The sequence below is a fragment of the Frigoribacterium sp. PhB116 genome (genome assembly GCF_004364285.1).
Lineage (GTDB): Bacteria > Actinomycetota > Actinomycetes > Actinomycetales > Microbacteriaceae > Frigoribacterium.
In genome coordinates this window covers 99,177-121,875 of the sequence record NZ_SOBE01000001.1, presented here as the reverse complement: position 1 = coordinate 121,875, position 22,699 = coordinate 99,177, and the positions used below count along the sequence as shown (strand labels likewise).

Below are 22,699 nucleotides of genomic sequence, written 5' to 3'. Positions count from 1 at the left end.
GGTGCTAGGTTCGGCGCGTGCGCCCCACCGTCCGAGCCCTCGTCCGCCAGGCTCCCCTCGGCCTGCGCCTCCTCGACCCGACGACGCGCACCGACGAGCCGCTCTCGTGGGTGCACAGCTCGGACCTGGTCGACCCGTCGCCCTTCGTCGCCGCCTCGACCATGCTGCTCACGACCGGCAGCCAGTTCCGGGCCGACGCGACGCAGGACGACTACGACGCCTGGGTCGAGCGGGTCGTCGGCGCCGGCGTGGTCGCCCTCGGGTTCGGCGCCGGCGTGCACCGGCCCGACACGCCCGTCGAGCTCGTGCTCGCCGCCTCCGCCCTCGGGGTGCCCGTCGTCGAGGTCCCCTGGCGCACCCCCTTCATCGCCGTCGCCCGCTGGGCGGCCGACCAGCTGGCCGAGGAGGCGCGCGACCGCGACCGCTGGACGCTGCGGGCCCAGCGCGCCGTCTCCGTCGCGGCCATCGGCGACGGCGGGCTCGACGCCGTGCTGCGGGTGCTCGGCGAGCAGCTCGGCGGGTCGGTGGTGCTGCACGGGACGGATGCCGCGGCCGACCACGGGCAGGTCGACCAGGGGCAGGTCGAGGCCGAGGTCGCACGGCTCCTGCGCCGCGGGGCCCGGGCCGGCAGCACCGTGACCGTCCCCGGGGCCGTGGTGTCGCTGCAGACCCTCGGCCGGCGGGACGGCCTCCGCGGCGTCCTCACCGTCCGCACCCCCGCCGAGCTCGACACGGCCGCCCGCGCCGTCCTCACCAGCGTGGTCGCCCTCGCTGAGGTCACCCTCGAGCGCGACGTCGCCCGGCTGCGCGGGCAGCGCGAGCTCTGGCGGCAGGTGTGGTCGCTGCTGGTGGCAGGGCAGGTCGAGGTGGCACGGTCCATCACGAGGTCGGTCGGGGTGGGCATCGCCGCGGGGCCGGTCGTCGTGGCCCTCGCCGCGCCTCCTCGGGACTCGCCCGACCACGCGACCGAGGCCGTCGAGCGACTCGCCGCCGGTCGGCCCGACGTCTTCGTCGCGCTCGTCGACGGGAGGATCGCCGTGCTCGCCGCCGAGAGCGCCGTCGATCTGCCAGCGCTCGCCGCCGCCCACGGCCTGCGGATCGGCGTCTCGGACGTCACCGACCTCGACCACCTCGCCGGTGCCGTGGCACAGGCCGAGCGCGCCCTCGCCGTCGCGACGTCGTCCGCCGAGGAGGCGGTGGTCACCTGGGCGAGCCTCGCGGCCGGCGGCCTCGTGGCCGCGCTCTGGTCGGAGGGGGCCGCCGAGCTCGCGTCGTCCCGCCTCGCCCCCGTGGCAGCCCTGCCCGACGGCGACGAGCTGCTGGCCTGCTGCCGGACGTGGCTCGAGCACAACGGCGTCTGGGACCCGGCCGCCCGCCGACTCGGCCTGCACCGCCACAGCCTCCGCGCACGAGTCGCCAAGGTCGAGTCCGTGCTGGGGCTGCCGCTCGATGGCTTCGCCGGGCGGGCCGAGCTGTGGGCCCTGCTGCAGGCCGTGGGCGCGGGAGTCGGCACCGGGCCTCGCTGACGGTGGCCCGTGACAGCATGGCCGGATGACGACGAGCAGCACGGCCAGCACCACGACCGACATCGACGCCGAGGCGCTCGAGCTGCTGCGGGCCCTGACGGGCCGCGACGACGCCGTGTTCCACGACGGCCAGCTCGAGGCGATCCGCGCGCTCGTCGCCGACCGTCGTCGCGCCCTCGTCGTGCAGCGCACCGGCTGGGGCAAGTCGGCCGTCTACTTCATCGCCACCCTGCTGCTGCGACGCCGAGGCGGCGGGCCGACCCTGCTGGTCTCGCCGCTCCTCGCCCTGATGCGCGACCAGGTGGCCGCGGCGAGTCGTGCGGGCGTGCGGGCGGTCGCGGTCAACTCGGCGAACGCGCACGAGTGGTCCGACGTGCAGCAGGCCCTCGCGGCCGACGAGGTCGACGTGCTGCTCGTCTCGCCCGAGCGCCTCAACAACCCGCGGTTCCGCGACGAGCAGCTGCCCGTGCTGGTGGCACGCCTCGGCATGCTCGTCGTCGACGAGGCGCACTGCATCAGCGATTGGGGCCACGACTTCCGGCCCGACTACCGGCGGCTCGCCGACCTGATCCGCACCCTGCCGACGACGGTGCCCGTGCTGGCCACGACGGCGACCGCGAACGAGCGGGTCGTCGCCGACGTCGAGGAACAGCTGACGGCGGGGCCGGACGACCAGGTGCTGACGATCCGCGGCTCGCTGGCCCGCGCCTCCCTGCGGCTCGGCGTGCTGACGCTGCCCACCTCGCGTGACCGGCTCGGCTGGCTGCTCAGCCACCTCGACGACCTGCCGGGCAGCGGCATCATCTACACGCTCACCGTCTCGGCGGCCGACGACACGGCCCGCCTGCTCCGTGAGGCCGGCCACGCGGTGCGCTCGTACTCGGGCCGCACCGACAACGAAGAACGCGAGGCGCTCGAGGGCCACCTCAAGCGCAACGAGCTCAAGGCGCTCGTCGCCACGAGCGCCCTCGGCATGGGCTTCGACAAGCCCGACCTCGGCTTCGTGGTGCACCTCGGGGCGCCGTCGTCGCCCGTCGCCTACTACCAGCAGATCGGCCGCGCGGGGCGCGCGACCGACAACGCCGACGTGCTGCTGCTGCCGGGCACGGAGGACGCCGAGATCTGGCAGTACTTCGCGACCGCCTCGATGCCGTCGGAGGCCCGCGCGTCGGCTGTCCTCGCCGAGCTCGGCGACACGCCCCTGTCGACGCCGGCCCTTGAGGCCCGGGTCGACGTCAAACGCTCGCCGCTCGAGCTGATGCTCAAGGTGCTCGACGTCGACGGCGCGGTGTCGCGGGTGCAGGGCGGCTGGGTCAGCACGGGTCGGCCCTGGGTCTATGACGCCGAGCGCTACGGGCGCATCGGCGAGGCACGGGTCGCCGAGCAGCAGTCGATGATCGCCTACGAGCGCGCGACGACCTGCCGGATGCAGATGCTCCAGCTCGACCTCGACGACCCGGCCGCGGCACCCTGCGGCCGGTGCGACATCTGCGCCGGCGCCTGGTACCCGAGAGAGATCGGCGGCGAGGCCGCTGCGTCGGCCTCGACCTCGCTCGACCGGGTGGGCGTCGAGATCGAGCCCCGGGCCCAGTGGCCGACGGGCGCCGACCGGGCCGGCGTGCCCGCGAAGGGCAAGATCGCCGAAGGCGAGCGCGTCGAGACCGGCCGCGCCCTGGCCCGCCTCACCGACCTCGGCTGGGGCACGACGCTGCGCCAGGTCTTCGCGGCCGGTGCCGAGGACGCACCGCTCACCAAGGCGCTGCTCGACGGGGTGGTCCGCGTGCTCAAGGAGTGGCCGTGGGCCGAGCGCCCGGTCGGCGTCGTGGCGATGCCGTCGACGGCACGGCCGCAGCTCGTCGGCTCACTCGTCGAGGCGATCAGCACCGTGGGGCGCCTTCCCCTGCTCGGCTCGCTCACCCCGACTCGACCGTCAGCCGGTCGAGGCAGCAGAGGAGGCGGCAACAGCGTCTACCGGCTCGCCGACGTCTGGCAGGCGGTCGAGGTCGGCCCCGAGCTGGCCGCCGCGCTGGCCGAGGTCTCCGGGCCCGTGCTGCTCGTCGACGACCTCGTCGACAGCCGCTGGACGATGACGACCGCCGGGCGCGAGCTGCGCCGGGCGGGGGCGTCGGCCGTGCTGCCGTTCTCGCTGGGCGTCGTGGGCTGAGACTCGCCCGTCGCGGGCCGTCGAGGGCCGGGTCCGGTCGGGGGCTGTCGAGGCCTGTCGGTCGGCGCGCTCAGCGCACCGACACCGCGTGCTCGTCCCAGCCCTCTGCGCCGTTGGGCGCGGGCGGCAGCTCCGTCTCGGACTGGACGGTCCCGTCGGCGCTCGTCGCCCGCACGCGCAGGGTGTGCCCGCCGGACGACGCCGACCAGCGGTAGACCCACTGCACCCAGGTGTCGGGCGAGATCGACTCCGCCAGCTCGGCCTCGTCCCACGCGCCTCCGTCGACCTGGACCTCGACGCGCGAGACGCCGGTGTGCGGGTGCCAGGCCACCCCGGCGACGGCGACCGTGCCGGCGTCGACGGTCGTCCCGGCGGCGGGCACGTCGATGCGGGACTCGAGCTTGACCGGGCCGAGGGCGTCCCAGCCGCGAGGGGTCCAGTAGCCCTCGGCGTCGGCGAAGCGCGTCACCTCGAGCTCGGTCACCCACTTCGTCGCCGAGACGTAGCCGAAGAGGCCGGGCACGACGAGGCGGGCGGGGAACCCGTGCTCCTGGGGCAGGGGCTGGCCGTTCATGCCGACCGCGAGCAACGCCTCCGTGTCATCGTCCTGCAGCACCTCGAGCGGCGTGCCCGCGGTGAAGCCGTCGATGCTGCGGGAGAGCACCATGTCGGCGCCGGCTTGCGGGCGGGCCCGTGCGAGCAGGTCGCGGAGCGGGTAGCCGAGCCAGAGCGCGGTGCCGATCAGCGTGCCGCCGACCTCGTTCGAGACGCAGCTGAGGGTGGCCGTGTGCTCGACGAGCGGCAGGGCGAGCACGTCGTCGAACGTGAGCACCACCTCCTCGTCGACCAGGCCGTGGATGCGCAGCGACCAGTCCGCCGGGTCGATCCCGGGCACGCGCAGGGCGGTGTCGATCCGGTAGAACTCGTCGTTCGGCGTGATGTACGACGTGAGGCCGTCGACGTCGAGCGAGGCGCCCGCGGGCACCGATTCCTCGACGTTCTCCGCGGCCGGCAGGCGCAGGGCCGCGCGCAGCTGCGTCACGTTCGCCCGCGTCGCGTTCCAGGCACGGGCACCGGTGCCGACGACGACCGAGGCCACGCCGGCGATGCCCGCGAGGAGCACGAAGCTGCGGCGCTCGAGGCCGGGGCCGCGGAGGGGCGGCGCGGGCACCGAGGCCTCGGACCAGCCGGTGCGGGTGGTCGCCTGCCAGCGGGAGAGCCTCCGGACGAGCGCCGTGAGGAGGAGCAGGGCGACGAGCGTGCCCACCGCGGTGGGCACCCCGTTGATGCTCGACGAGTCGGCTCGGGTGAGCACGGCGATCATCGCGAGCACTCCCCCGAGGCCGAAGACGACCTTGCCTGCCGGGGGCCGACGGAGCTCGGCGATGCCCGCGCCCGCCGTGATGACGGCGAGCAGCACGCCCATGAGGGTGAAGAGCGCGACCTTGTCGCCGGTGCCGAAGAGGGCGACCATCGTGTCCTTGGCCACGGGAGGTGCCAGGTCGATCACCGCGGAGCCGACCGCGTAGAGCGGGCTGCCGCTGGGGCCGGTCACGACGGCGGCGAGCTCGGCCGAGGCGAGGAAGGCCGCCGCCGAGACGACGCCGGCGACCGCGGCCCAGCCCGAGGAGGTGCGGGTCGTCATGCCCTCGCGGGTCGCTGCTGCGGGTGGGTCGAGGCGCACGGACATGCGGTCAGGCTAGGCGGCGGCGCTCGGGATCCGCTGGGGCCGGGCGCGCCTCACCGTGGTCTCGGCTCACTCGTCGTCCACGACTCGTCGTCGGTCACTCGTCGTCGGTCACTCGTCGTCGTCGACGAGGCTCTCCATCAGCTCGACGATGAACGCGACGGAGGACTCGGACCCGGCGGCCGGCTCGACGTCGTCGTCCGCGTCGACGACGAGCAACGGGATGCCGGGGCCGATCACCAGCTGCGCCATGTGGGCCACGCCGCCGAGACGTGCCGCGACCGGGACGCGGAACGTGCGGTCGTCGTCGCTGAACTCCATGGCGGCGGCGAGCAGCACCTCGGCCAGCTCGTCGGTCACGATCAGTTCCTGGCCTGCGTAGAACAGCGTCTTCATGCCAGCCACCCTACGGGCGCGGCGCGCACTTGCCGTAGCCTCGGGCGCATGGCAGAGAAGCGAGCACCCCAGGTCGAGACCGGCGACGCAGACGTGACCCGCGCCTCCTTGGAGCTCTCGTTGCCGGTGTCGCTGCTCGCGGGCGTCGTGCGCCGCGCCGTGCAGTCGACGCCCGCCTTCTCGTTCACGTCGGCCGACGAGCAGGGCGCACGGCTGATCCGCCGCTCGGCGACGGCGAGCGACGCCGACACCGTCCACCTCGTCTTCGAGGAGGCCGGCGCGGGCAGCCGCATCTCCGGCGAGGTGCACGCGCCGGCCGGGACCATCGGCGTCAGCGTCAAGAAGCGCGACGCCGACACGATCGCGCTGTTCGACGCCATCGCCTCGGCGGCCGGGCCCTTCTAGCCCTCGGCCTCGGCGCGCGCCCGGGTCACGACGACGGCCGGCCCCTCGGAGGAGGTGCCGGCCGCGTTCCCGAGGACGTCGAGCTCTGGGTCGTCGCCTAGGCCGACGCTTCGTCCTCGTCGTAGCGGTCGATGCTGATCGTCGGGATCGACGCCGTGATCACGGAGCCGTCGGCCCGGACCAGCCCGCGCAGGTCGCTCGTCGTCGGCACCTTCGTGGTGATGCGGGGGCCCTGGTCGTCGAGCGCGACGCGCACGGGCCGGTCCGTCGGCACCTCGACCGTCTCGCCGCGGACGCTGACCGTGAGGCCCTCGCCGTCCTCGATCGTGAAGACGATCTCGTCGACGGCCAGGTCGACGCGGAGGCGGCTTCCCTTGACCGTCAGGCGGAACGTGAGCTCCTCCCAGTCGGCGGGCAGGCGCGGGTCGAAGCTGACACCGCCGAGGTAGTCGCGCATGCCGCCGTAGCCGTTGACCAGCGCGCTCCAGATGCCGCCGGTCGACGCGACGTGCACACCGTCCGCCGTGTTGCGGTGCAGGTCGGCGAGGTCGACGTAGAGCGACGACAGGAAGTACTGCATCGACAGCTGGTGGTGGCCCACCTCGGCCGCGATGATCGACTGGACGACGCCCGAGAGCGTGGAGTCGCCCGTCGTCAGCGCGTCGTAGTACTCGAAGTCGCGCAGCTTCTGCTCGGCCGTGAACTCGTCGCCCTGCAGGAACAGCGCGAGCACCACGTCGGCCTGCTTGAGCACCTGGAACCGGTAGATCACCAGCGGGTGGTAGTGAAGCAGCAGCGGGCGCTTGTTCGCCGGCGTGGCGTCGAGGTCCCACAGCTCCTTGTCGAGGAACTGCGCATCTTGCGGGTGGATGCCGCGGTGCTCGTCGTAGGGGATCTCCATGGCCTCGGCGGCGCGCTGCCAGCCGGCGACCTCCTGCTCGTCGAGCCCCAGCCGGGAGACCATGCGCTCGTAGGCGACCGGCGACTCCTCCGCGAGCTTGGCGACGTAGCGGACGGCGGCCCGGAGGTTCGCGCGGGCCATGACGTTCGTGTACAGGTTGTCGTCGACGACGGTCGTGTACTCGTCGGGGCCCGTGACGCCGTCGATGTGGAACCGCTGGTCGCCGTTCGAGCGCCAGAAGCCGAGGTCGGCCCAGAGCCGTGCCGTCTCGACGAGGATGTCGACGCCGCCGCGCTCCATGAAGTCGAGGTCCCCCGTGGCCTGGACGTACTGGCTGAGAGCGTGGCTGATGTCGGCGTCGATGTGGTACTGCGCGGTGCCGGCCGCGTAGTAAGCGGACGACTCGAGCCCGTTGATGGTGCGCCACGGGAAGAGGGCGCCGCGCTGGTTCAGCTCGACGGCGCGGTCGCGGGCGGCGTCGAGCATGCCGAGACGGAAGCGCAGGGCGTTCCGTGCGACGTTGGGCGCCGTGTACGTGAGGAACGGGAGCACGTAGATCTCGGTGTCCCAGAAGTAGTGCCCGCCGTAGCCGGACCCGGTGACGCCCTTGGCGGCGATGCCCTGGCCGTCGGTGCGGGCCGTCGCCTGCGCGAGCTGGAAGAGGTTCCAGCGGACGGCCTGCTGGATCTCGGGCTGGCCCCCGACGACGACGTCGGTCCGAGCCCAGTAGTCGTCGAGCCAGGCCCGCTGCTTGTCGAACATCGCCTGCGGCGGCTCCTCCGCGGCACGGTCGAGGGTGCGGTCGCAGCGGTCGGCGAGCTCGCGCGGCGGCACGCCGCGGCTCGTGTGGTACGTCACCGTCTTGATCATCTTCACGGACACGCCCGCCTTCGCGCGGACGCGGTACACGTGCTTCGACAGGTCGTCGTCGATCGACGACGACTCGTCCCACTCGTTCTCGGTCTCCATCACGTGGTCGGCGCCGACCGCGATGGTCATGCCCGAGTTGGTCGTGCGGTAGCCGAGCACGGCGCGGGCGCCGCCGTTGCGGGCCAGCACGGGCTGCAGCACCCTGTCCTCGAAGGACTCGGCGCGGCGGGGGTCGAAGGCGTCGGCGGCGGCCCGCATGCCCGCGTGGTACTCGTCGCCCATGTCCTGGCGGTTGAGGATCTGGCTCGAGATCAGCAGCGAGGCGTCGGCGTCGAGCACGGTGACCTCGTACTCGATGATCGCCAGGTGGCGGTCCTCGAGGCTCACGAGGCGGCGGCTCGTGACGAGCACCCGCTTGCCCGACGGGGTGCGCCACTCGACCTCGCGGCTGAGGACGCCGTCCTGGAAGTCGAGCCGGCGGCAGTGCCGCAGGATGTCGGCCTCGAAGAGCACGAAGGGCTCGTCGTCGACGTAGAGCCGGATCACCTTCGCGTCGGGCACGTTGACGATCGTCTGGCCGACGCGGGCGAAGCCGAACGCCTCTTCTGCGTGGCGGATCGGCCACGTCTCGTGGAACCCGTTCACGTAGGTGCCGAACGAGTGGCCGCCGCGCCCCTCGTCGGGGTTCCCGCGGAGCCCGAGGTAGCCGTTGCCCACGGCGAAGATCGTCTCGGAGACGCCCTCGTCGCCCTGGTGGTACTCGTCCTCGACGAGCGCCCACTCGTCGACGGGGAACCGGCTGCGGTCGAGCGGGTCGGAGGTGATGTGGTTCACGGCTGTGCCTCTGCGGTCTCGGTGCTGGTCGTGTCGGGGGTGCCGGTGTTGGTGGTGTCCGCGCTGCTGGTGGTGGCGGTGTCGGCCTCGGCCGTGCGGGCCGGGTCGGGCGACGAGGAGGCGCGGGCCGAGCCGAGCGCGGCGACCACCTCCTGCAGGTCGTCGACCACCACGTCGGCGCCGGAGCGGAGCAGCGCGTCGCGGCCGGTGCCGCGGTCGACGCCGAGCACGAGGCCGAACGAGCCGGCGCGGCCGGCCTCGACCCCGCTGGTCGCGTCCTCGACGACGACGCAGTCCGCGGCCGTGAGGCCGAGACGGCGGGCGCCCTCGAGGTACGTGTCGGGCGCCGGCTTGCCCGCGATGTTCTCGGCGGCGGCCACCGCGCCGTCGACGATCACGTCGAAGCGGTCACGCAGCCCTGCGGCCACCAGCACGGGCACGGCGTTGCGCGAGCTGGAGACCACCGCGACCTTCACGCCGAGGGCGATCGCGCGGTCGAGGAACTCGACGCTGCCCGGGTAGGGCTCGACGCCGTTCTCGTCCAGCTCGGCCGCGAAGACGGCGTTCTTGCGGTTGCCGAGGCCGCGCACGGTCTCGGCGTCGGCGCTGTCGTCGTCCGTGCCCTCGGGCAGCTCGACGCCGCGCGCGGCGAGCATCGCGCGGACTCCGTCGTAGCGGGGGCGCCCGTCGACGTGCTCGAAGTAGTCGGCGTCGGTGTACGGGGCGAGCCCGTGCGCGTCGAACCAGTCGTTGAAGAGGCGGGACCAGGCGCGCATGTGCACCTCGGCCGTCGGCGTGAGGACACCGTCGAGGTCGAAGAGGAGCGCGCCGAACTCGCCGAGGCGGGACGCGTCGCGCGGGAGGGTGGAGGCCATGCACGGATCCTTCGAGGAGGTGTCGGTCAGAGGCGTTCGGAGCGCCCCGGAGCGACGACGGCCCGTGGTGCGCGCCAATTCTGGCACCACGCGGGCGTCCCGCACGACACCGCCGGGCCCTTCCTCCCGGCGACGTCCCTTCCCTCCCCTGGCTCAGCGCAGTGCGCGCACCGCCTTCGCGACGACGCGGACGGCGACCACGCCCGTCACGACCCACGGGCCGGCGACGATCAGCGGGTCGAGCCACCGGTGGTGGCGGTCGACGCGGGTCGAGTCGCGGGACGCGGCCCGCGCCTCCTTCTTCGCCTCGGCGGTCACGCCGGTCTCGGTCAACAGGTCGTCGGGCCGGCCGCTGACGAACGACCGGAGGTGCGCCCCCGTCGCGTCGACGCGGTCGCCGGCGACGAGCAGCAGCCAGTGGGCGAGGCGTCCCTCGCTGTAGCGGTCGTAGGCGAACCGGCGGATCGCGCCCGACACGCCGTGCAGCGGCTGGGCCGTGCCGAAGACGGGCGTGACGAAGGCGTGCTCGATCGAGCGCTCGCGCCCCTCGGCGCCGGGCTGCCGCTCGGGGAAGTCCCACCGGGCCCCGGAGGCGCCGGGCGCGAACTGCAGCTTGGGGTGCGACGGGCGGTCGGCCGGGTCGAGGTCGGCACCCCAGCCGGGCACCCGCTCGCGGAGCTGCTCGGCGCTCGGGACGTCGCGGGGCTTGGAGGGCACGTACGCCAGGGGATGTCGTCGTGGTCGCTCATGGGATGTCTCCTCGTCCGTGGGACAGGTACGGGACAGGTGCTGCTGCGGGTGCCGGTCGGCCTCAGGTGCCCGGCACGACCAGGGTCTTGATGTTGCCGTCGAGCTTCGCCGAGAAGAGGTGGTACCCCTCGGCGATGTGCTCGAGGGGCACGCGGTGCGTGACGATGTCGCTCGGCGTGAAGTGACCGGCCCGGATGTGCTCGAACAGGCGCGGCCACTGCCGCTTGACCGGCGCCTGGTTCATGCGGAGGGTGAGGCCCTTGTTGAGGGCGTCGCCGAACTTGACGGCGCTGAAGATGGGGCCGTAGGCCCCCATCACCGAGACGGTGCCGCCCTTGCGGACGCCGTCGATGGCCCAGTTGAGCGCGATCGGGGACCCGCCCTGGAGCTTGAACTTGGCGCTTGTCACGTGCTGGATCAGGTTGCCGTCGGCCTCGGCGCCCACCGCGTCGATGACGACGTCGGCGCCCAGGTAGTCGGTCTGCTTCTTGAGCTCGACGACGATGTCGTCGTGCTCGGCGAAGTTGAGGGTCTCGGCGTGGGCGAAGCTGCGGGCCTTCTCGAGGCGGTACTCGAGGTGGTCGACGACGATCACGCGCGCGGCGCCCATGAACCAGGAGGAGCGGGCGGCGAAGAGCCCGACCGGCCCGGCGCCGAGCACGACCACCGTGTCGCCCTGGGCGATCTCGCCGAGCTGGGCGCCGAAGTAGCCGGTGCTGAGGGCGTCGGTCATCAACAACGCGTCCTCGTCACGGATGTCGTCCGGGATGATGCTCGGCCCCACGTCGGCGAACGGCACCCGCACGTACTCGGCCTGCCCGCCGTCGTAGCCGCCGGTGGTGTGCGAGTAGCCGTAGATGCCGCCGACCGCCGTCGCGTTCGCGTTGACGTTGTGGCAGTTCGAGTACAGGCCGCGGGCGCAGAACCAGCACGAGCCGCAGTAGATGTTGAAGGGGACCATCACGCGGTCGCCCTTCGCCAGGTTCTCGACCGACGACCCGACCTCCTCGACGACCCCGATGAACTCGTGCCCGAACGTGTGGCCGATCCTCGTGTCGGGCATCATGCCGTGGTAGAGGTGCAGGTCGGAGCCGCAGATGGCCGCGAGGGTCACCCGCACGATCGCGTCGTTCGGGTGCTGGATCGTCGGCACGTCCTTCTCGTCGACGCGGATCTTGTACGGCCCTCGGTACGTCATCGCCCTCATGCGTGCTGACTCCTCATCGTGCTGGGTCCTCTCGTCGGTGTGGCTCCCCGAGCCAACACCGGACGGCGCAGGGGCTGACGGGGCTTGTCGACGCGCGCCGGGAGCCCTATCCTCGCCCCGGCCGCACGGCGGTCGACGTCCTCCTCGACGGCCCCGTCCGCCGGTGTCGGCGGCTGCTGGGATCATGGGCGCATGCCCTCCCCCGAGCCGACGGACGCGCCCGCGCCCCTGGTCGACGCCGTCGACGTCATCCGGCTCGTCGGGCCGCGCGCGTTCTCCCGCGCCAAGGAGTACGCCCGCGACGAGCACGTCCTCTCGTCGTCGTGGGATGTGGAGGGGCAGGTGCTCTCGGCCGAGGTGCGGGGCAGCGTCGCCGCTCCCTACCGCTGCAGCGTCGTGCTCGCTCCGGGCCGCGGCGAGCACGGGCGCCCCACGAGCAGCGAGTGCAGCTGCCCGCTCGGCGGAGACTGCAAGCACGTCGCCGCGGCCCTGCTGGCCAACAACGCACGGGTCTTGTCTCCGGGTGCTGGCCTCGTGCGCACGGCCTCGAGCGCAGGAGGCGCGGGCTGGGCCACCGGCGTCGCGGGCGGCGACGAGACGGTCGCCTCCCCTGCCGTCGTCGCAGGCGCTGCCGCCGGCACCGGCTCCCCCGCCGACTGGCGCTCGCGCCTGGCCCAGCTGACCGAGCCGCCTCGCCTGGTCGACGCCCGCACGACCCGCATGGGACTGCTCTTCGAGCGTCGGCCGCGAGCACGGCCCTCACGCAGCCGCTGGGACGCGCCGTCGCCGGCGCCGCTCGTCGACGCGCAGGGCCGTGCCACGGGCGGGCTGGGCGGGGGCGGGCTGGTGACGGGTGCCTCCCTGGGCGGGGCGGCGGGCGCCTCCTGGCGTCTCGGGGTGCGGCCGGTCAGCCTCAGCCGCACGGGCAACTGGGTGCGGGGCGACCTCACCTGGACGTCGCTGCCGTACCAGATGAACCGCCTGCAGATCGCGGCCGACGTGCACGCCTGGTTCGGCCAGTTCGCGGCCCTGCACCGCTCCGTGCACGCGGCCTGGGTGGCGGGCGAGAGCGACTGGCTGATGCTCGACGACTTCTCCAGTCCGCTGCTCTGGCCCCTGCTCGACGAGGCCGACCGACTCGGCATCGCGCTGGTGACCGGTAAGCGGAGCACGGACGTCACCGTCGCGGCGAGCGCCCGGGTGAGCGTCGACGCGCGCCGCGACGACGACGGGGGGCTCGTCCTCGAGGCGGGTGTGACGGTCGACGGCGTGCTGCGCACGGGTGACGAGACGGGCACGGTGGCCGACCACGGCGTCTATCTCGTGACGCCCGCCCCTGCCCTGTCGATCGTGCTCGCGCCGACGGCCGTGCCGCTCGGCGACGAGCAGCGACGGCTGCTGACGTCGGCGCGCGAGGTCGTCGTGCCCGCCGACGACGCGGACGAGTTCCTCCGCGACTTCTACCCCGCGCTGCAGCAGGCCGTGGCGGTGACGAGCAGCGACGACTCGGTCGTGTTCCCCGAGGTGCTGCCGCCGCAGCTCGTGCTGACGGCCACCTTCGGCACGGGCGACAGCCTCGGGCTCGCCTGGCACTGGGAGGTGGCGGGCCGCGTCGTGCCCCTCGGCTCGGCGGCACCGGCACCCGGCGTCGTCGTGCCCGACGTCGAGCAGTGGGGCGTCCCCGCCAGGGGGACGAGGCTCCGCGGCGTCGCTGCGGCCGAGTTCGCCCACGCACGCCTCCCCGACCTCGAGGCCCGGCGCGACGTCCGCGTCGACGTCGTCGGCGAGCGCCCTGACTACCGCGAGCTCACCGAGGCTCCGCACCTGACCGTGACGACGATCGAGACCGACAAGCGCGACTGGTTCGACCTCGGCGTGCTCGTCACGATCGAGGGGCGCACCGTGCCGTTCGTCCCGCTGCTGACGGCGCTGGCCAAGCGGCAGCGCAAGATGCTGCTCGTCGACAAGTCGTACCTCTCGCTCACGCACCCGGCGTTCGACGAGCTCAAGCGACTGATCGACGAGGCGACCTCGCTCGACGAGTGGGAGGTCGAGACTCCCCGCATCAACCGGTACCAGGCGGGCCTCTGGGCCGAGTTCGACGACCTCGCCGACGCGACCGTCCAGGCGGAGAGCTGGCGGCGGACGGTGGGCGGGCTGCTCGCACTCGCCGACGCGGCCGACGCCGCCGCCGGTGACGGCGAGGACGAGCGCGGGGCTGCGGCCGTCGTGGCCGCGTCGGCGTCCTCCGCACCCGTCCCCGCCTCCGTGACGGCCACGCTGAGGCTCTACCAGCTCGAGGGCTTCCGCTGGCTGGCGTTCCTGTACGAGCACGGGCTCGGCGGCGTCCTCGCCGACGACATGGGGCTCGGCAAGACACTGCAGACGCTCGCCCTCGTCGCCCACGTCCGCGAGACGGAGGCAGCGACAGCAGGGGCAGCAGCAGCGGCGAGCGTCGGCTCCTCCGGCGGCGGCTCCCCCGGCCACGACTCGCCCGACTCCCCGACACCTGCCCCGTTCCTCGTCGTCGCCCCCACCTCCGTCGTCTCGGGCTGGGCGTCCGAGGCCGCTCGCTTCACCCCGGGCCTCACGGTGCGCACGATCACCGAGACCGAGGCGAAGAGCCGCGGGGGTCTGCGGGAGGCGGCGGCCGAGGCCGACGTGGTGGTCACCTCCTACGCGTTGTTCCGTCTCGACTTCGCGGCGTACTCCTCGCACTCGTGGGCTGCGCTGGTGCTCGACGAGGCCCAGAACGTGAAGAACCCGCAGTCGCAGACGCACCGGTGCGCCGTCGACCTCGACGTGCCGGTGACGATCGCCATCACGGGCACCCCGCTCGAGAACGGCCTGATGGACCTCTGGGCGCTGTTCCGCATCGTCGCGCCCGGGCTGCTGTCGACGAGCGTCCGCTTCTCGGACGACTGGCTGAAGCCGATCGCGACCGGTGAACGACCCGAGCTGCTGCAGGCGCTGCGGCGTCGGATCCGGCCGCTGATGCTGAGGCGCACGAAGGAGCTCGTGGCGCCCGAGCTGCCCGAGAAGCAGGAACAGGTGCTCCGCGTCGACCTGGCGCCGGCGCACCGAGAGCTGTACGACGCGTTCCTGCAGCGGGAGCGCCTCAAGCTGCTCGACCTCATCGACGACCTCGACCGCAACCGGTTCATCGTGTTCCGCTCGCTGACCCTGCTGCGGATGCTCGCGCTCGACGCGGTGCTGATCGATCCTGCCTACGACGACGTGCCCTCGGCGAAGCTCGACCAGCTGCTCGACGAGATCGACGACGTCGTCGCGGGCGGCCATCGCGCGCTCGTGTTCAGCCAGTTCACGTCGTTCCTGTCGCGCGTCGCCGACCGACTCGCCGAGAGGGGGGTCGCCCACGAGTACCTCGACGGGTCGACGAGGCGACGGGCCGAGGTGATCGAGCGCTTCCGCTCGGGGGCGTCGCCCGTGTTCCTCATCAGCCTCAAGGCCGGCGGGGTCGGCCTGAACCTGACCGAGGCCGACTACGTCTTCGTGCTCGACCCGTGGTGGAACCCCGCCGCCGAGTCGCAGGCGGTCGACCGTGCCCACCGCATCGGCCAGACGAAGCGGGTGATGGTCTACCGGATGATCGCGAACGACACGATCGAGGAGAAGGTCCTCGCGCTCAGCCGCAAGAAGGCCGCCCTCTTCGACGCGGTCGTCGACGACGACGCCGTCTTCAGCTCGTCGCTCACCGCGGACGACATCCGCGGCCTGCTCGACGCCTGACCGACGGTGGTCGAACCCGGACACCGGCTGACTGGTGCCTGACACCGTCGGCCCGGCGCGCGGCTCCGTGGCCCCTCGACAGGGGCTCCTGTCAAGCCGTCTGCGCGGACGAGCCCGCCGTGGTTCGGTCGGTGCATGTCGTTCCTCCGCCCCTCCGCCCTGCTCGAGCGCGACGTCGCCCCCGGCGTGCACCGCCTCGAGGTCGCCGACACGAACCTGTACCTGGTCGAGCACGGCACGAGGGTGCTGATCGTCGACGCGGGTCTCCCTGCTGCGTGGCCGCACCTCCTGCAGGCCCTCTTCGAGCTCGGCCACGGCCGGGACGACGTCGACGGCGTCCTCCTCACCCACGCCCACTTCGACCACGTCGGCTGCGCTCGTCAGGTGCGGCGGCGCTGGGGGCTGCCGGTGTGGGTCCACGAGGCCGACGCCCGTCTCGCGGCCCGGCCGTACTCGTACCGCCACGAGCGCCCCCGCTGGAGGTACCCGGTCGAGCACCTCGCCGCCCTGCCGGCGCTCGGCCGCATGGCCCTCGCGGGCGCACTGGGGGTGCGGGGCGTCCGGGACGCCGAGCCGATCGGTGCCGGCACCCCGTTGCCAGAGGGCGCCGTGATCGTGCCGACGCCGGGACACACCGACGGGCACGTCGCGCTCCACCTGCCCGACCGCGACGCCGTGATCGTCGGGGACGCGCTCGTCACGCTCGACCCCTACACCGGCGGTCGCGGCCCGCAGATCGTGGCCGGAGCCGCGACGGCGGACAGCGACGTGGCCCTCGCCTCGCTCGACGCCCTCGCCTCGACGGGAGCGCGGGTGGTGCTCCCCGGCCACGGGGCGCCGTGGCGCGACGGCGTCGAGCGTGCGGTCGAGCTGGCGCGGCGCCGCGGCGCTCACTGAACGGGGTGCCGCGGCGCGCGCTGAGCGGCCTGTGAACGGCGCACTGCTCAGTCGCACGGGAGGGCACTGCCTCCGAGATGCCTGACGATCACTCGCGAGCGCGGCGTACGGTCGCCGCATGGACGAGACGACACCGACCGACCGCACGCCCGAGCGCGACGCCGCGGAGCTCGCGCTCGCGATCGTGTCGCAGGCGGCAGCCATCTCCCAGGGCGACGACGAGGCGCTCGACGCCAGCGACGACAACCTGCGCGAGGTGGTCGCTGAGCAGGCGGGCGACCCGCTGACCGAGAAGCAGGAGGCGGTCGTCTCGACCCTCGGAGCAGCCGGCGGCAGCCTCGCGGCCGGCCTCAGTGCGGCCCTGGCCGAGGCACGCGGCGTCGACGCCGCCGTGGTGCTCGGCGCCACGGCGCAGTCGATCCTCGCCCACGCGGACGACGTGCCCCTCGCGGAGGGTGCCCCCCGCCTCGACGACGCATCTGACGGCCCGGCGGACGACACGCGCCTCCCCTAGCTCGCGACCCGCGCCTCCTCGGCTCAGCTTCATCTGCTGCACATGCCGACTGTCAGCCGTCGAGCGGCGCCGCAACAGGTGGAAATGCAGGTATTGCAGCACAAGCGGTCGGCATGTGCGCGATGTTCAGCGCGCGGGAGGCGCACCCGCCCTACGGCACCAGGCGTGCGGCGCGGTACCGGTCGAACAGCTCCGTGAGCGCCCGCTCCGTTCGGCGGAACCCGACGAACCCGGCCTCGCGGCTCTTGCCCATGTCGGTGACGACCTCCATCTCGCGGCCGAGGTCGGCGTCGGTGTGCCACCACGACGCGACGCGCGCGAGGTCGGGCTCGACGAGATCGTGCTTCGCGGCGAGCGCCGCCCAGTCGTCCTCGCGCCCGGCCATCTGCACCTCGAGCGGCTGCGGCGCGCCCGACGGCCCGGAGACCAGCGCCGGGTCCACGCCGAGGTGCGCGGCGAGGCGGGGCCACATCCAGCGCCAGCGGAACACGTCGCCGTTGACGACGTTGAACGGCTCGTCCGCGCCGGCAGGGTCGGTCGACGCCCAGACCATGTGGTCGGCGAGCAGGCCGGCGTCGGTCATGTCGGTGAGCGAGTTCCACTGCGTCTCGCTGCCCGGGAACACGAACGGCAGCCCGTGCTCACGGCTCAGAGCGGCAGCAGCGGCGATCGTGAGGCCCATGTTCATCGCGTTGCCGACGGCGTAGCCGATCACGGTGTGCGAGCGGTGCACCGACCAGGTGAAGCCCTGGCGCTCGGCGGCGGCGAACAGCTCGTCCTCCTGCGCGTAGTAGAAGTTCGGGGTGTCGAGGCGGGGCTCCTCCTCGTGGAACGGCGTGTCGGGCATCTCGCCCGCGGCGTACGCCTCGAACGGGCCGAGGTAGTGCTTGAGGCCGGTGACCAGCGCGACGTGCTGCACGGGCGCGTGCGCCAGGGCGGCGAGCAGGTCGCGGACCATGCCCGCGTTGACCGCGATGTTCTCGGCCTCGGTCTCCTGGCGCGACCAGGCCGTGAAGAAGACGTGGGTGGGGCGTTCGCCGGCCAGCGCCTCCTGCAGGCTGTCGGCGCTGCGCAGGTCGGCGGCGATGCCGCGGACGCCGGGGGCCGAGGAGGCGCGGCGCGACAGCGCGAGGACGTCCCAGCCGTCCGCCGTGAGGCGCTCGACCAGCGCGGTGCCGGTGATGCCGCTCGCGCCGACGACGAGCGCGGTGCGCGGAGCGGAGGTGGAGGTGGAGGTGGTCGAGGAGTCAGGGGAAGTGGTGTCGGCAGAGCTCATCCGTGGTGCAACCGGGTCGGCGGCCGTGCATTCCCGCAGGTCTGTCCTGCGCTCGGGCGGACCACCTCCTGAGTTCTCGTCAGCTCTCGACGGGCGCGCGCGGTCCCCCTAAGCTCACGCGAATGAGGAACCCGTTCCGGCGCTCGACGACGAGCCCCCAGGACACCGCGGTCGCACCCGAGAGCGCGCCTGCCAGCACCCCCGCCGGGCCGGCGCCCCAGCCGGAGGCCGCGCCTGCGGCCGAGCCCGCTGCCGAGCCCGCCTCCGGGCCCGGGACCCCCGAGCGCGCGGCCGGGCCCACTGCCCCCGAGCCCGCTGCCGGCTCGCCCGGCTACCACCTCCTCCCGTCGCCCCGTCCTGTCGGCGACCTGCCCGGCTGGGAGGGGCTGCACCGCTCGTACACCGACGTCGTCGGCTACTCGCACCTGGGGCACGTCTTCCTCCACGACCGGCGCGAGGGCACCTTCGGGGTGCTGCACCCCTTCCGAGACGCGTTCAAGGACTACGGCCGCTTCGACTCCCTCGATCACTTCGACGCCATGGTCCTGTCCGACGAGGGCTTCGACGAGTTCGTCCTGCGCCGCCCCCACCTCGACGAGGTCGCGCGCCGCACGGGCCCACTCGGCCCCGACCAGGTGTACGTGCCCGTGCCGTACCCGTTCCTCGGCGGCGACGAGTCGCCCGACAGCTACGACCGGGGCGACGTCTGGACGTTCCTCAGGATCGTCCCGCAGATGTTCGCCCGGCAGCGGGCGCAGGAGGCGGAGGCCGAGTCCTCGGGGGACGCGCCGGTCGGCGACGGTCGCAGCGACTCGCCGGGCGCGCCTGCCTAGACTCGTCCCGATGTCCGAACGCCCCGCCTCCGACCGACCTGCCGACCGCGACGGGGCGCCGACCCGGGCGGGCACACCCGGCTTCGCCGACGGCCCGCGGGCGTACGACCCGCCGCCGAGGCGACCGGCTGCTCCCGAGGCAGGACCTGAGGCCGACGGGGCTGCGCCCGGCGGCGCCCCGAGCGCCGCGACCGACAGGACAGGCGGCGCCGCCGTCGCTGCCGACGCGCACCAGGAGGTGCCGGGGACCACCCGGGACCCCGCGGCTCCCTGGATCCCCACCTACCGGACGCCGCCGAAGGCCCCGGCCAAGGCGACGGGGCGGGGTGCGCCCAAGGCGCCCTCGGCCCCGCGGCCGGCACGCGTCCGCCGCCGTCGGGTCGACGCGCAGGAGATGCGCGACGTCCGCGCCCGCCTGCGCGGGACGATCTACGAGGGCACGACGCCCGCGCACGGCCACCTCGGCGACCTCTACTCGCCCCGTCAGATCGTCGACTTCTGCCTCGACCTCGGCGAGGTGATGCTCGCCTCGGGCGCCGACGTCCGCACCGTCGAGGTCGCGATCGTCGCGGTCGGCACGAAGTGGAACCTGGCCCCGCTCGAGCTCGACATCACGGGCACCGCGATCACGGTGCAGTACACGCCCGTCGAGGGCCCGCCCCTCGTGAAGATGCGCGTCGTCGCGGCCGAGGGCAGCGACCTGCACCGGCTCTCGCTCGTCTACCAGATCGTCGACGAGCTGCTGCACGACGAGCGCGACATGACGAGCGCCGTCGAGGGGCTGGTCACGGTGCTGCGTTCTCCCCCGCGCTGGCCGACCTGGATCACGGACGCGGCCATGGGCCTGTTCGGCGTGTCCGTCTCCCTGCAGGCCGGCGGCTCGCTCGCCGGCGCGGCGGGCGCCTTCGTCCTGATGGTCGGCGCGATGGTCCTCGGGCGCTGGCTCACCCGCAAGGGCATCCCGAACTTCTTCATCGTCGCCCTGCAGTCGGCGAGCGTCGCCGCCGTGGGGTCGCTCGCGATCGGGGCGGGCGCGGTCGGCGCCGGCAGCGCCGCCGCGATGGTGGCCGCCGTGGTGGTGCTGATCCTGCCCCACGTGACGATCGTCACCTGGGCGCAGGACGCCATCTCGGGCTTCCGCGCGATGGCGTTGTCCCGGGCGCTGATCATCGCCTTGATCGTGGCGGGGATCGCCGTGGGCATCCCCGGCGGGCTGGCCCTCACCTCCGGCCTGTCGATCGAGGTCGACCCGACCGACATCACGCTCCGGACCCTGCCGATCTGGCTCCTCCTCGTCACGACCTTCTTCGCCGCGTCGGCGACGGCCGTCACACAGGGGGCCAACGCCCGCGTCGTGCCGGTCGCGATCGGCGTCGCGCTCGTCGGCACCGTCACCCTGTGGTGCCTGAAGCAGCTCGAGGTGCCCCTGCTCGGCGCGACGTTCCTGGTGGCCACCCTGCTCGGGGCGCTCAGCACCGTCATCGCGGCGCGCCTGCGCGTCTCGGCGACCGCCATCGCCGTGCCCGCCTTCTGCGGCTCGCTCCTGCCGTCGCTCGCCGTGGCCTCCGCGCTGCTCAACGTCATGGCGGGCACGGGCGGAGCAGCGCTCGACGTGGTCGGCTCCGTCTCGACGACGCTCGCCATCGGCGCCGGCCTGGTGCTCGGCAGCCTGCTGGCGACCCCCGGCGCGCGGCGCTCGCTGCGGCGCCGGGCGAAGCGCGTCGTGGTGCAGTCCGAGCGGCTGGACACCTCGCCGATCAGCATCGTCGGCCCGCAGACGCCCGCGCCGGGGACGACCGGCTCAGCAGGCGCAGCCGGCTCGGGAGGCTCGACCGGCGGCGCCTGAGCTGCCTCGCCGGGCACGTCTCGACGACCCGCCCGCGCCGAGCGGCCGTGGGAGCACCCGCAGTCCTCTACCCTTGCAGGATGAGCGACACCACCGAGAACGACACGATCGACGCCGATGCACCCGAGATCGGTCCGACGTTCTCGGACCTGGGTCTGAGCGACCAGGTGCTCAAGGCGATCAAGGAGATCGGCTACGAGACCCCCTCCGCCATCCAGGCGGCCACCATCCCCACCCTGCTCGGCGGACGCGACGTCGTCGGCCTGGCCCAGACCGGCACCGGCAAGACGGCGGCGTTCGCGCTGCCGATCCTGTCCCGCCTCGACGTCTCCGCCAAGAAGCCGCAGGCCCTCGTCCTCTCGCCGACGCGCGAGCTGGCCCTGCAGGTCTGCGAGGCGTTCGAGCAGTTCGCCAGCGGCATGCGCGGCGTCCACGTGCTGCCCGTCTACGGCGGCCAGGCCTACGGCGTCCAGCTGAGCGCGCTGCGCCGCGGCGTCCACGTCGTCGTCGGCACGCCCGGCCGCATCATGGACCACCTGGCCAAGGGCACCCTCGACCTGAGCGAGCTCAAGTACCTCGTGCTCGACGAGGCCGACGAGATGCTCAAGATGGGCTTCGCCGAAGACGTCGAGACGATCCTCGCCGACACCCCCGACGACAAGCAGGTCGCGCTCTTCTCCGCGACGATGCCGCCCCAGATCCGTCGCATCTCGAAGCAGTACCTCAACGACGCCGAAGAGATCACGGTCAAGGCCAAGACCACCACCTCGGTCAACACGAGCCAGCGCTACCTGATGGTGTCGTACCCGCAGAAGGTCGACGCCCTCACGCGCATCCTCGAGGTCGAGGCCTTCGAGGGCATGATCATCTTCGTCCGCACGAAGAGCGAGACCGAGACCCTCGCCGAGAAGCTGCGGGCCCGCGGCTACACCGCCGCCGCGATCAGCGGCGACGTGGCCCAGGCCCAGCGCGAGCGCACGGTCGGCCAGCTCAAGAGCGGCAAGCTCGACATCCTCGTCGCGACCGACGTCGCGGCCCGCGGCCTCGACGTCGACCGCATCACGCACGTCGTCAACTACGACCTGCCGATCGACACCGAGTCGTACGTGCACCGCATCGGCCGCACGGGCCGTGCCGGCCGCAGCGGTGCAGCGATCAGCTTCGTCACCCCCCGTGAGCGTCGCCTCCTGGGCGCCATCGAGAAGGCGACGCGCCAGCCGCTCACGCAGATGCAGCTGCCGACTCTCGAAGACGTCAACGTCACGCGCCTCGCGCGCTTCGACGACCAGATCACGGAGGCGCTGAACCAGGAAGCGAGGATCAGCGCGTTCCGCGACATCATCGGCCACTACGTCGAGCACCACGACGTGCCCGAGGCCGACGTCGCCGCCGCCCTCGCCGTCGTGGCTCAGGGCGAGACGCCCCTGCTGCTCGACCCAGCCGACGAGCGCCCGGCCCGGCGCGACGACCGTCCGGCCCGCGACGACCGCGGCTCGGGCTCCGGCTCGCGCGACGACCGCGGCGGGCGCTCCGACCGCGGCGACCGTGCCGAGCGCGGCCCCCGCACCTCGAAGCCGATGACCGCCTACCGCATCGAGGTCGGCCGTCGTCAGCGCGTCGAGCCCCGTCAGATCGTCGGCGCGCTCGCCAACGAAGGCGGCCTCAGCCGGGACGACTTCGGAGCGATCCAGATCCGTCCCGACTTCTCGATCGTCGAGCTCGCCTCGGACATCAGCCGCGACATGCTCGACCGCCTGGCCGACACCCGCATCAGCGGCACGCTGATCGAGATCAAGCCCGACCGTCGTAGCGGCGGCGCGCCCCGTCGCGACGGCGACCGCGACCGCAAGCCCCGCTACTAGCCGCCGGCCGCGGGCGCGGCTGCGGCTCCGGGCGCGGCTGCGGCTGCGGCTGCGGCTGCGGTGCTGAATACGCGTAAAGGGACAAGACACCTGCGGGCCCGCGGGT

The 22,699-nt window shown here is 73.4% G+C and carries 16 protein-coding genes; 9 read left to right on the top strand and 7 right to left on the bottom strand.

The window, feature by feature from the left end:
* The first annotated feature begins 17 nt into the window (after window positions 1–17).
* Both EDF20_RS00495 and EDF20_RS00490 read left to right on the top strand, forming a co-directional pair.
* Entirely contained in the window at window positions 18–1,526 is a 1,509-nt protein-coding gene (locus EDF20_RS00495; RefSeq protein ID WP_133737394.1) for a PucR family transcriptional regulator ligand-binding domain-containing protein, read from the top strand.
* A 25-nt stretch (window positions 1,527–1,551) separates the two neighbouring features.
* Window positions 1,552–3,690 carry a RecQ family ATP-dependent DNA helicase gene (locus EDF20_RS00490; RefSeq protein WP_133737393.1) on the top strand — a complete coding sequence of 713 codons (2,139 nt, stop codon included), beginning with the start codon at window positions 1,552–1,554 and terminating at the stop codon, window positions 3,688–3,690.
* 70 nt (window positions 3,691–3,760) lie between these two features.
* Here the strand turns inward: EDF20_RS00490 and EDF20_RS00485 are convergent, their stop codons facing one another.
* Window positions 3,761–5,380, bottom strand: a complete 1,620-nt coding sequence (locus EDF20_RS00485) for a molybdopterin-dependent oxidoreductase (RefSeq protein WP_133737392.1) — start codon at window positions 5,378–5,380, stop codon at window positions 3,761–3,763.
* A 108-nt stretch (window positions 5,381–5,488) separates the two neighbouring features.
* Window positions 5,489–5,773, bottom strand: coding sequence for a hypothetical protein (locus EDF20_RS00480; protein ID WP_123545431.1), 285 nt, complete (start codon window positions 5,771–5,773; stop codon window positions 5,489–5,491).
* Between the two features lie 48 nt (window positions 5,774–5,821).
* Here EDF20_RS00480 and EDF20_RS00475 point away from each other — a divergent pair, with 48 nt between their 5' ends.
* The gene (locus EDF20_RS00475; RefSeq protein WP_123545430.1) at window positions 5,822–6,178 is read left to right on the top strand and encodes a hypothetical protein; all 357 of its coding nucleotides are present in this window, start codon (window positions 5,822–5,824) and stop codon (window positions 6,176–6,178) included.
* 97 nt (window positions 6,179–6,275) lie between these two features.
* Here EDF20_RS00475 and EDF20_RS00470 read toward each other — a convergent pair whose 3' ends face one another.
* The 4 genes from EDF20_RS00470 to EDF20_RS00455 all read right to left on the bottom strand — a co-directional run bounded on the left by EDF20_RS00470 (window position 6,276) and on the right by EDF20_RS00455 (window position 11,615).
* Window positions 6,276–8,783 (bottom strand): glycosyl hydrolase family 65 protein, encoded by a 2,508-nt coding sequence (locus EDF20_RS00470; protein ID WP_133737391.1) that lies wholly within the window; start codon window positions 8,781–8,783, stop codon window positions 6,276–6,278.
* The gene (locus EDF20_RS00465; RefSeq protein WP_133737390.1) at window positions 8,780–9,658 is read right to left on the bottom strand and encodes a beta-phosphoglucomutase family hydrolase; all 879 of its coding nucleotides are present in this window, start codon (window positions 9,656–9,658) and stop codon (window positions 8,780–8,782) included. Before EDF20_RS00465 ends, EDF20_RS00470 begins: the two co-directional genes overlap by 4 nt.
* Before the next feature lie 153 nt (window positions 9,659–9,811).
* Entirely contained in the window at window positions 9,812–10,375 is a 564-nt protein-coding gene (locus tag EDF20_RS00460; RefSeq protein WP_243833319.1) for a hypothetical protein, read from the bottom strand.
* A gap of 94 nt (window positions 10,376–10,469) precedes the next feature.
* Window positions 10,470–11,615, bottom strand: coding sequence for a zinc-dependent alcohol dehydrogenase (locus EDF20_RS00455; protein WP_133737388.1), 1,146 nt, complete (start codon window positions 11,613–11,615; stop codon window positions 10,470–10,472).
* Between the two features lie 192 nt (window positions 11,616–11,807).
* Here EDF20_RS00455 and EDF20_RS00450 point away from each other — a divergent pair, with 192 nt between their 5' ends.
* From EDF20_RS00450 to EDF20_RS00440, 3 genes are all read left to right on the top strand, one after another.
* The gene (locus tag EDF20_RS00450; RefSeq protein ID WP_133737387.1) at window positions 11,808–15,365 is read left to right on the top strand and encodes a DEAD/DEAH box helicase; all 3,558 of its coding nucleotides are present in this window, start codon (window positions 11,808–11,810) and stop codon (window positions 15,363–15,365) included.
* Window positions 15,366–15,500: 135 nt separating this feature from the next.
* On the top strand, window positions 15,501–16,262 hold the full coding sequence (locus EDF20_RS00445; RefSeq protein ID WP_233568917.1) for an MBL fold metallo-hydrolase: 762 nt from the start codon (window positions 15,501–15,503) through the stop codon (window positions 16,260–16,262).
* A gap of 118 nt (window positions 16,263–16,380) precedes the next feature.
* Window positions 16,381–16,776 (top strand): hypothetical protein, encoded by a 396-nt coding sequence (locus EDF20_RS00440; protein ID WP_133737386.1) that lies wholly within the window; start codon window positions 16,381–16,383, stop codon window positions 16,774–16,776.
* A gap of 151 nt (window positions 16,777–16,927) precedes the next feature.
* Here EDF20_RS00440 and EDF20_RS00435 read toward each other — a convergent pair whose 3' ends face one another.
* Window positions 16,928–18,052, bottom strand: coding sequence for an SDR family oxidoreductase (locus tag EDF20_RS00435; protein WP_133737385.1), 1,125 nt, complete (start codon window positions 18,050–18,052; stop codon window positions 16,928–16,930).
* A 122-nt stretch (window positions 18,053–18,174) separates the two neighbouring features.
* Here EDF20_RS00435 and EDF20_RS00430 point away from each other — a divergent pair, with 122 nt between their 5' ends.
* The 3 genes from EDF20_RS00430 (at window position 18,175) to EDF20_RS00420 (ending at window position 22,593) form a co-directional block, all read left to right on the top strand.
* Entirely contained in the window at window positions 18,175–18,885 is a 711-nt protein-coding gene (locus EDF20_RS00430; RefSeq protein WP_208292564.1) for a T6SS immunity protein Tdi1 domain-containing protein, read from the top strand.
* A 10-nt stretch (window positions 18,886–18,895) separates the two neighbouring features.
* A complete protein-coding gene (locus EDF20_RS00425; RefSeq protein ID WP_243833318.1) occupies window positions 18,896–20,731 on the top strand; it encodes a threonine/serine exporter family protein in 1,836 nt (611 codons plus the stop codon).
* Between the two features lie 80 nt (window positions 20,732–20,811).
* Window positions 20,812–22,593: a DEAD/DEAH box helicase gene (locus tag EDF20_RS00420; RefSeq protein ID WP_133737384.1), complete on the top strand. Its 1,782-nt coding sequence runs from the start codon at window positions 20,812–20,814 to the stop codon at window positions 22,591–22,593.
* Window positions 22,594–22,699 lie beyond the last annotated feature (106 nt).

Excerpts from the sequence above, each read along its gene's own strand:
- EDF20_RS00490 (WP_133737393.1), top strand. The coding sequence starts at position 1,552 with ATGACGACGAGCAGCACGGCCAGCACCACGACCGACATCGACGCCGAG.
- EDF20_RS00485 (WP_133737392.1), bottom strand. The coding sequence starts at position 5,380 with ATGTCCGTGCGCCTCGACCCACCCGCAGCAGCGACCCGCGAGGGCATG.
- EDF20_RS00480 (WP_123545431.1), bottom strand. The coding sequence starts at position 5,773 with ATGAAGACGCTGTTCTACGCAGGCCAGGAACTGATCGTGACCGACGAG.
- EDF20_RS00475 (WP_123545430.1), top strand. The coding sequence starts at position 5,822 with ATGGCAGAGAAGCGAGCACCCCAGGTCGAGACCGGCGACGCAGACGTG.
- EDF20_RS00465 (WP_133737390.1), bottom strand. The coding sequence starts at position 9,658 with ATGGCCTCCACCCTCCCGCGCGACGCGTCCCGCCTCGGCGAGTTCGGC.
- EDF20_RS00455 (WP_133737388.1), bottom strand. The coding sequence starts at position 11,615 with ATGAGGGCGATGACGTACCGAGGGCCGTACAAGATCCGCGTCGACGAG.
- EDF20_RS00450 (WP_133737387.1), top strand. The coding sequence starts at position 11,808 with ATGCCCTCCCCCGAGCCGACGGACGCGCCCGCGCCCCTGGTCGACGCC.
- EDF20_RS00445 (WP_233568917.1), top strand. The coding sequence starts at position 15,501 with ATGTCGTTCCTCCGCCCCTCCGCCCTGCTCGAGCGCGACGTCGCCCCC.
- EDF20_RS00440 (WP_133737386.1), top strand. The coding sequence starts at position 16,381 with ATGGACGAGACGACACCGACCGACCGCACGCCCGAGCGCGACGCCGCG.
- EDF20_RS00435 (WP_133737385.1), bottom strand. The coding sequence starts at position 18,052 with ATGAGCTCTGCCGACACCACTTCCCCTGACTCCTCGACCACCTCCACC.
- EDF20_RS00430 (WP_208292564.1), top strand. The coding sequence starts at position 18,175 with ATGAGGAACCCGTTCCGGCGCTCGACGACGAGCCCCCAGGACACCGCG.
- EDF20_RS00425 (WP_243833318.1), top strand. The coding sequence starts at position 18,896 with ATGTCCGAACGCCCCGCCTCCGACCGACCTGCCGACCGCGACGGGGCG.
- EDF20_RS00420 (WP_133737384.1), top strand. The coding sequence starts at position 20,812 with ATGAGCGACACCACCGAGAACGACACGATCGACGCCGATGCACCCGAG.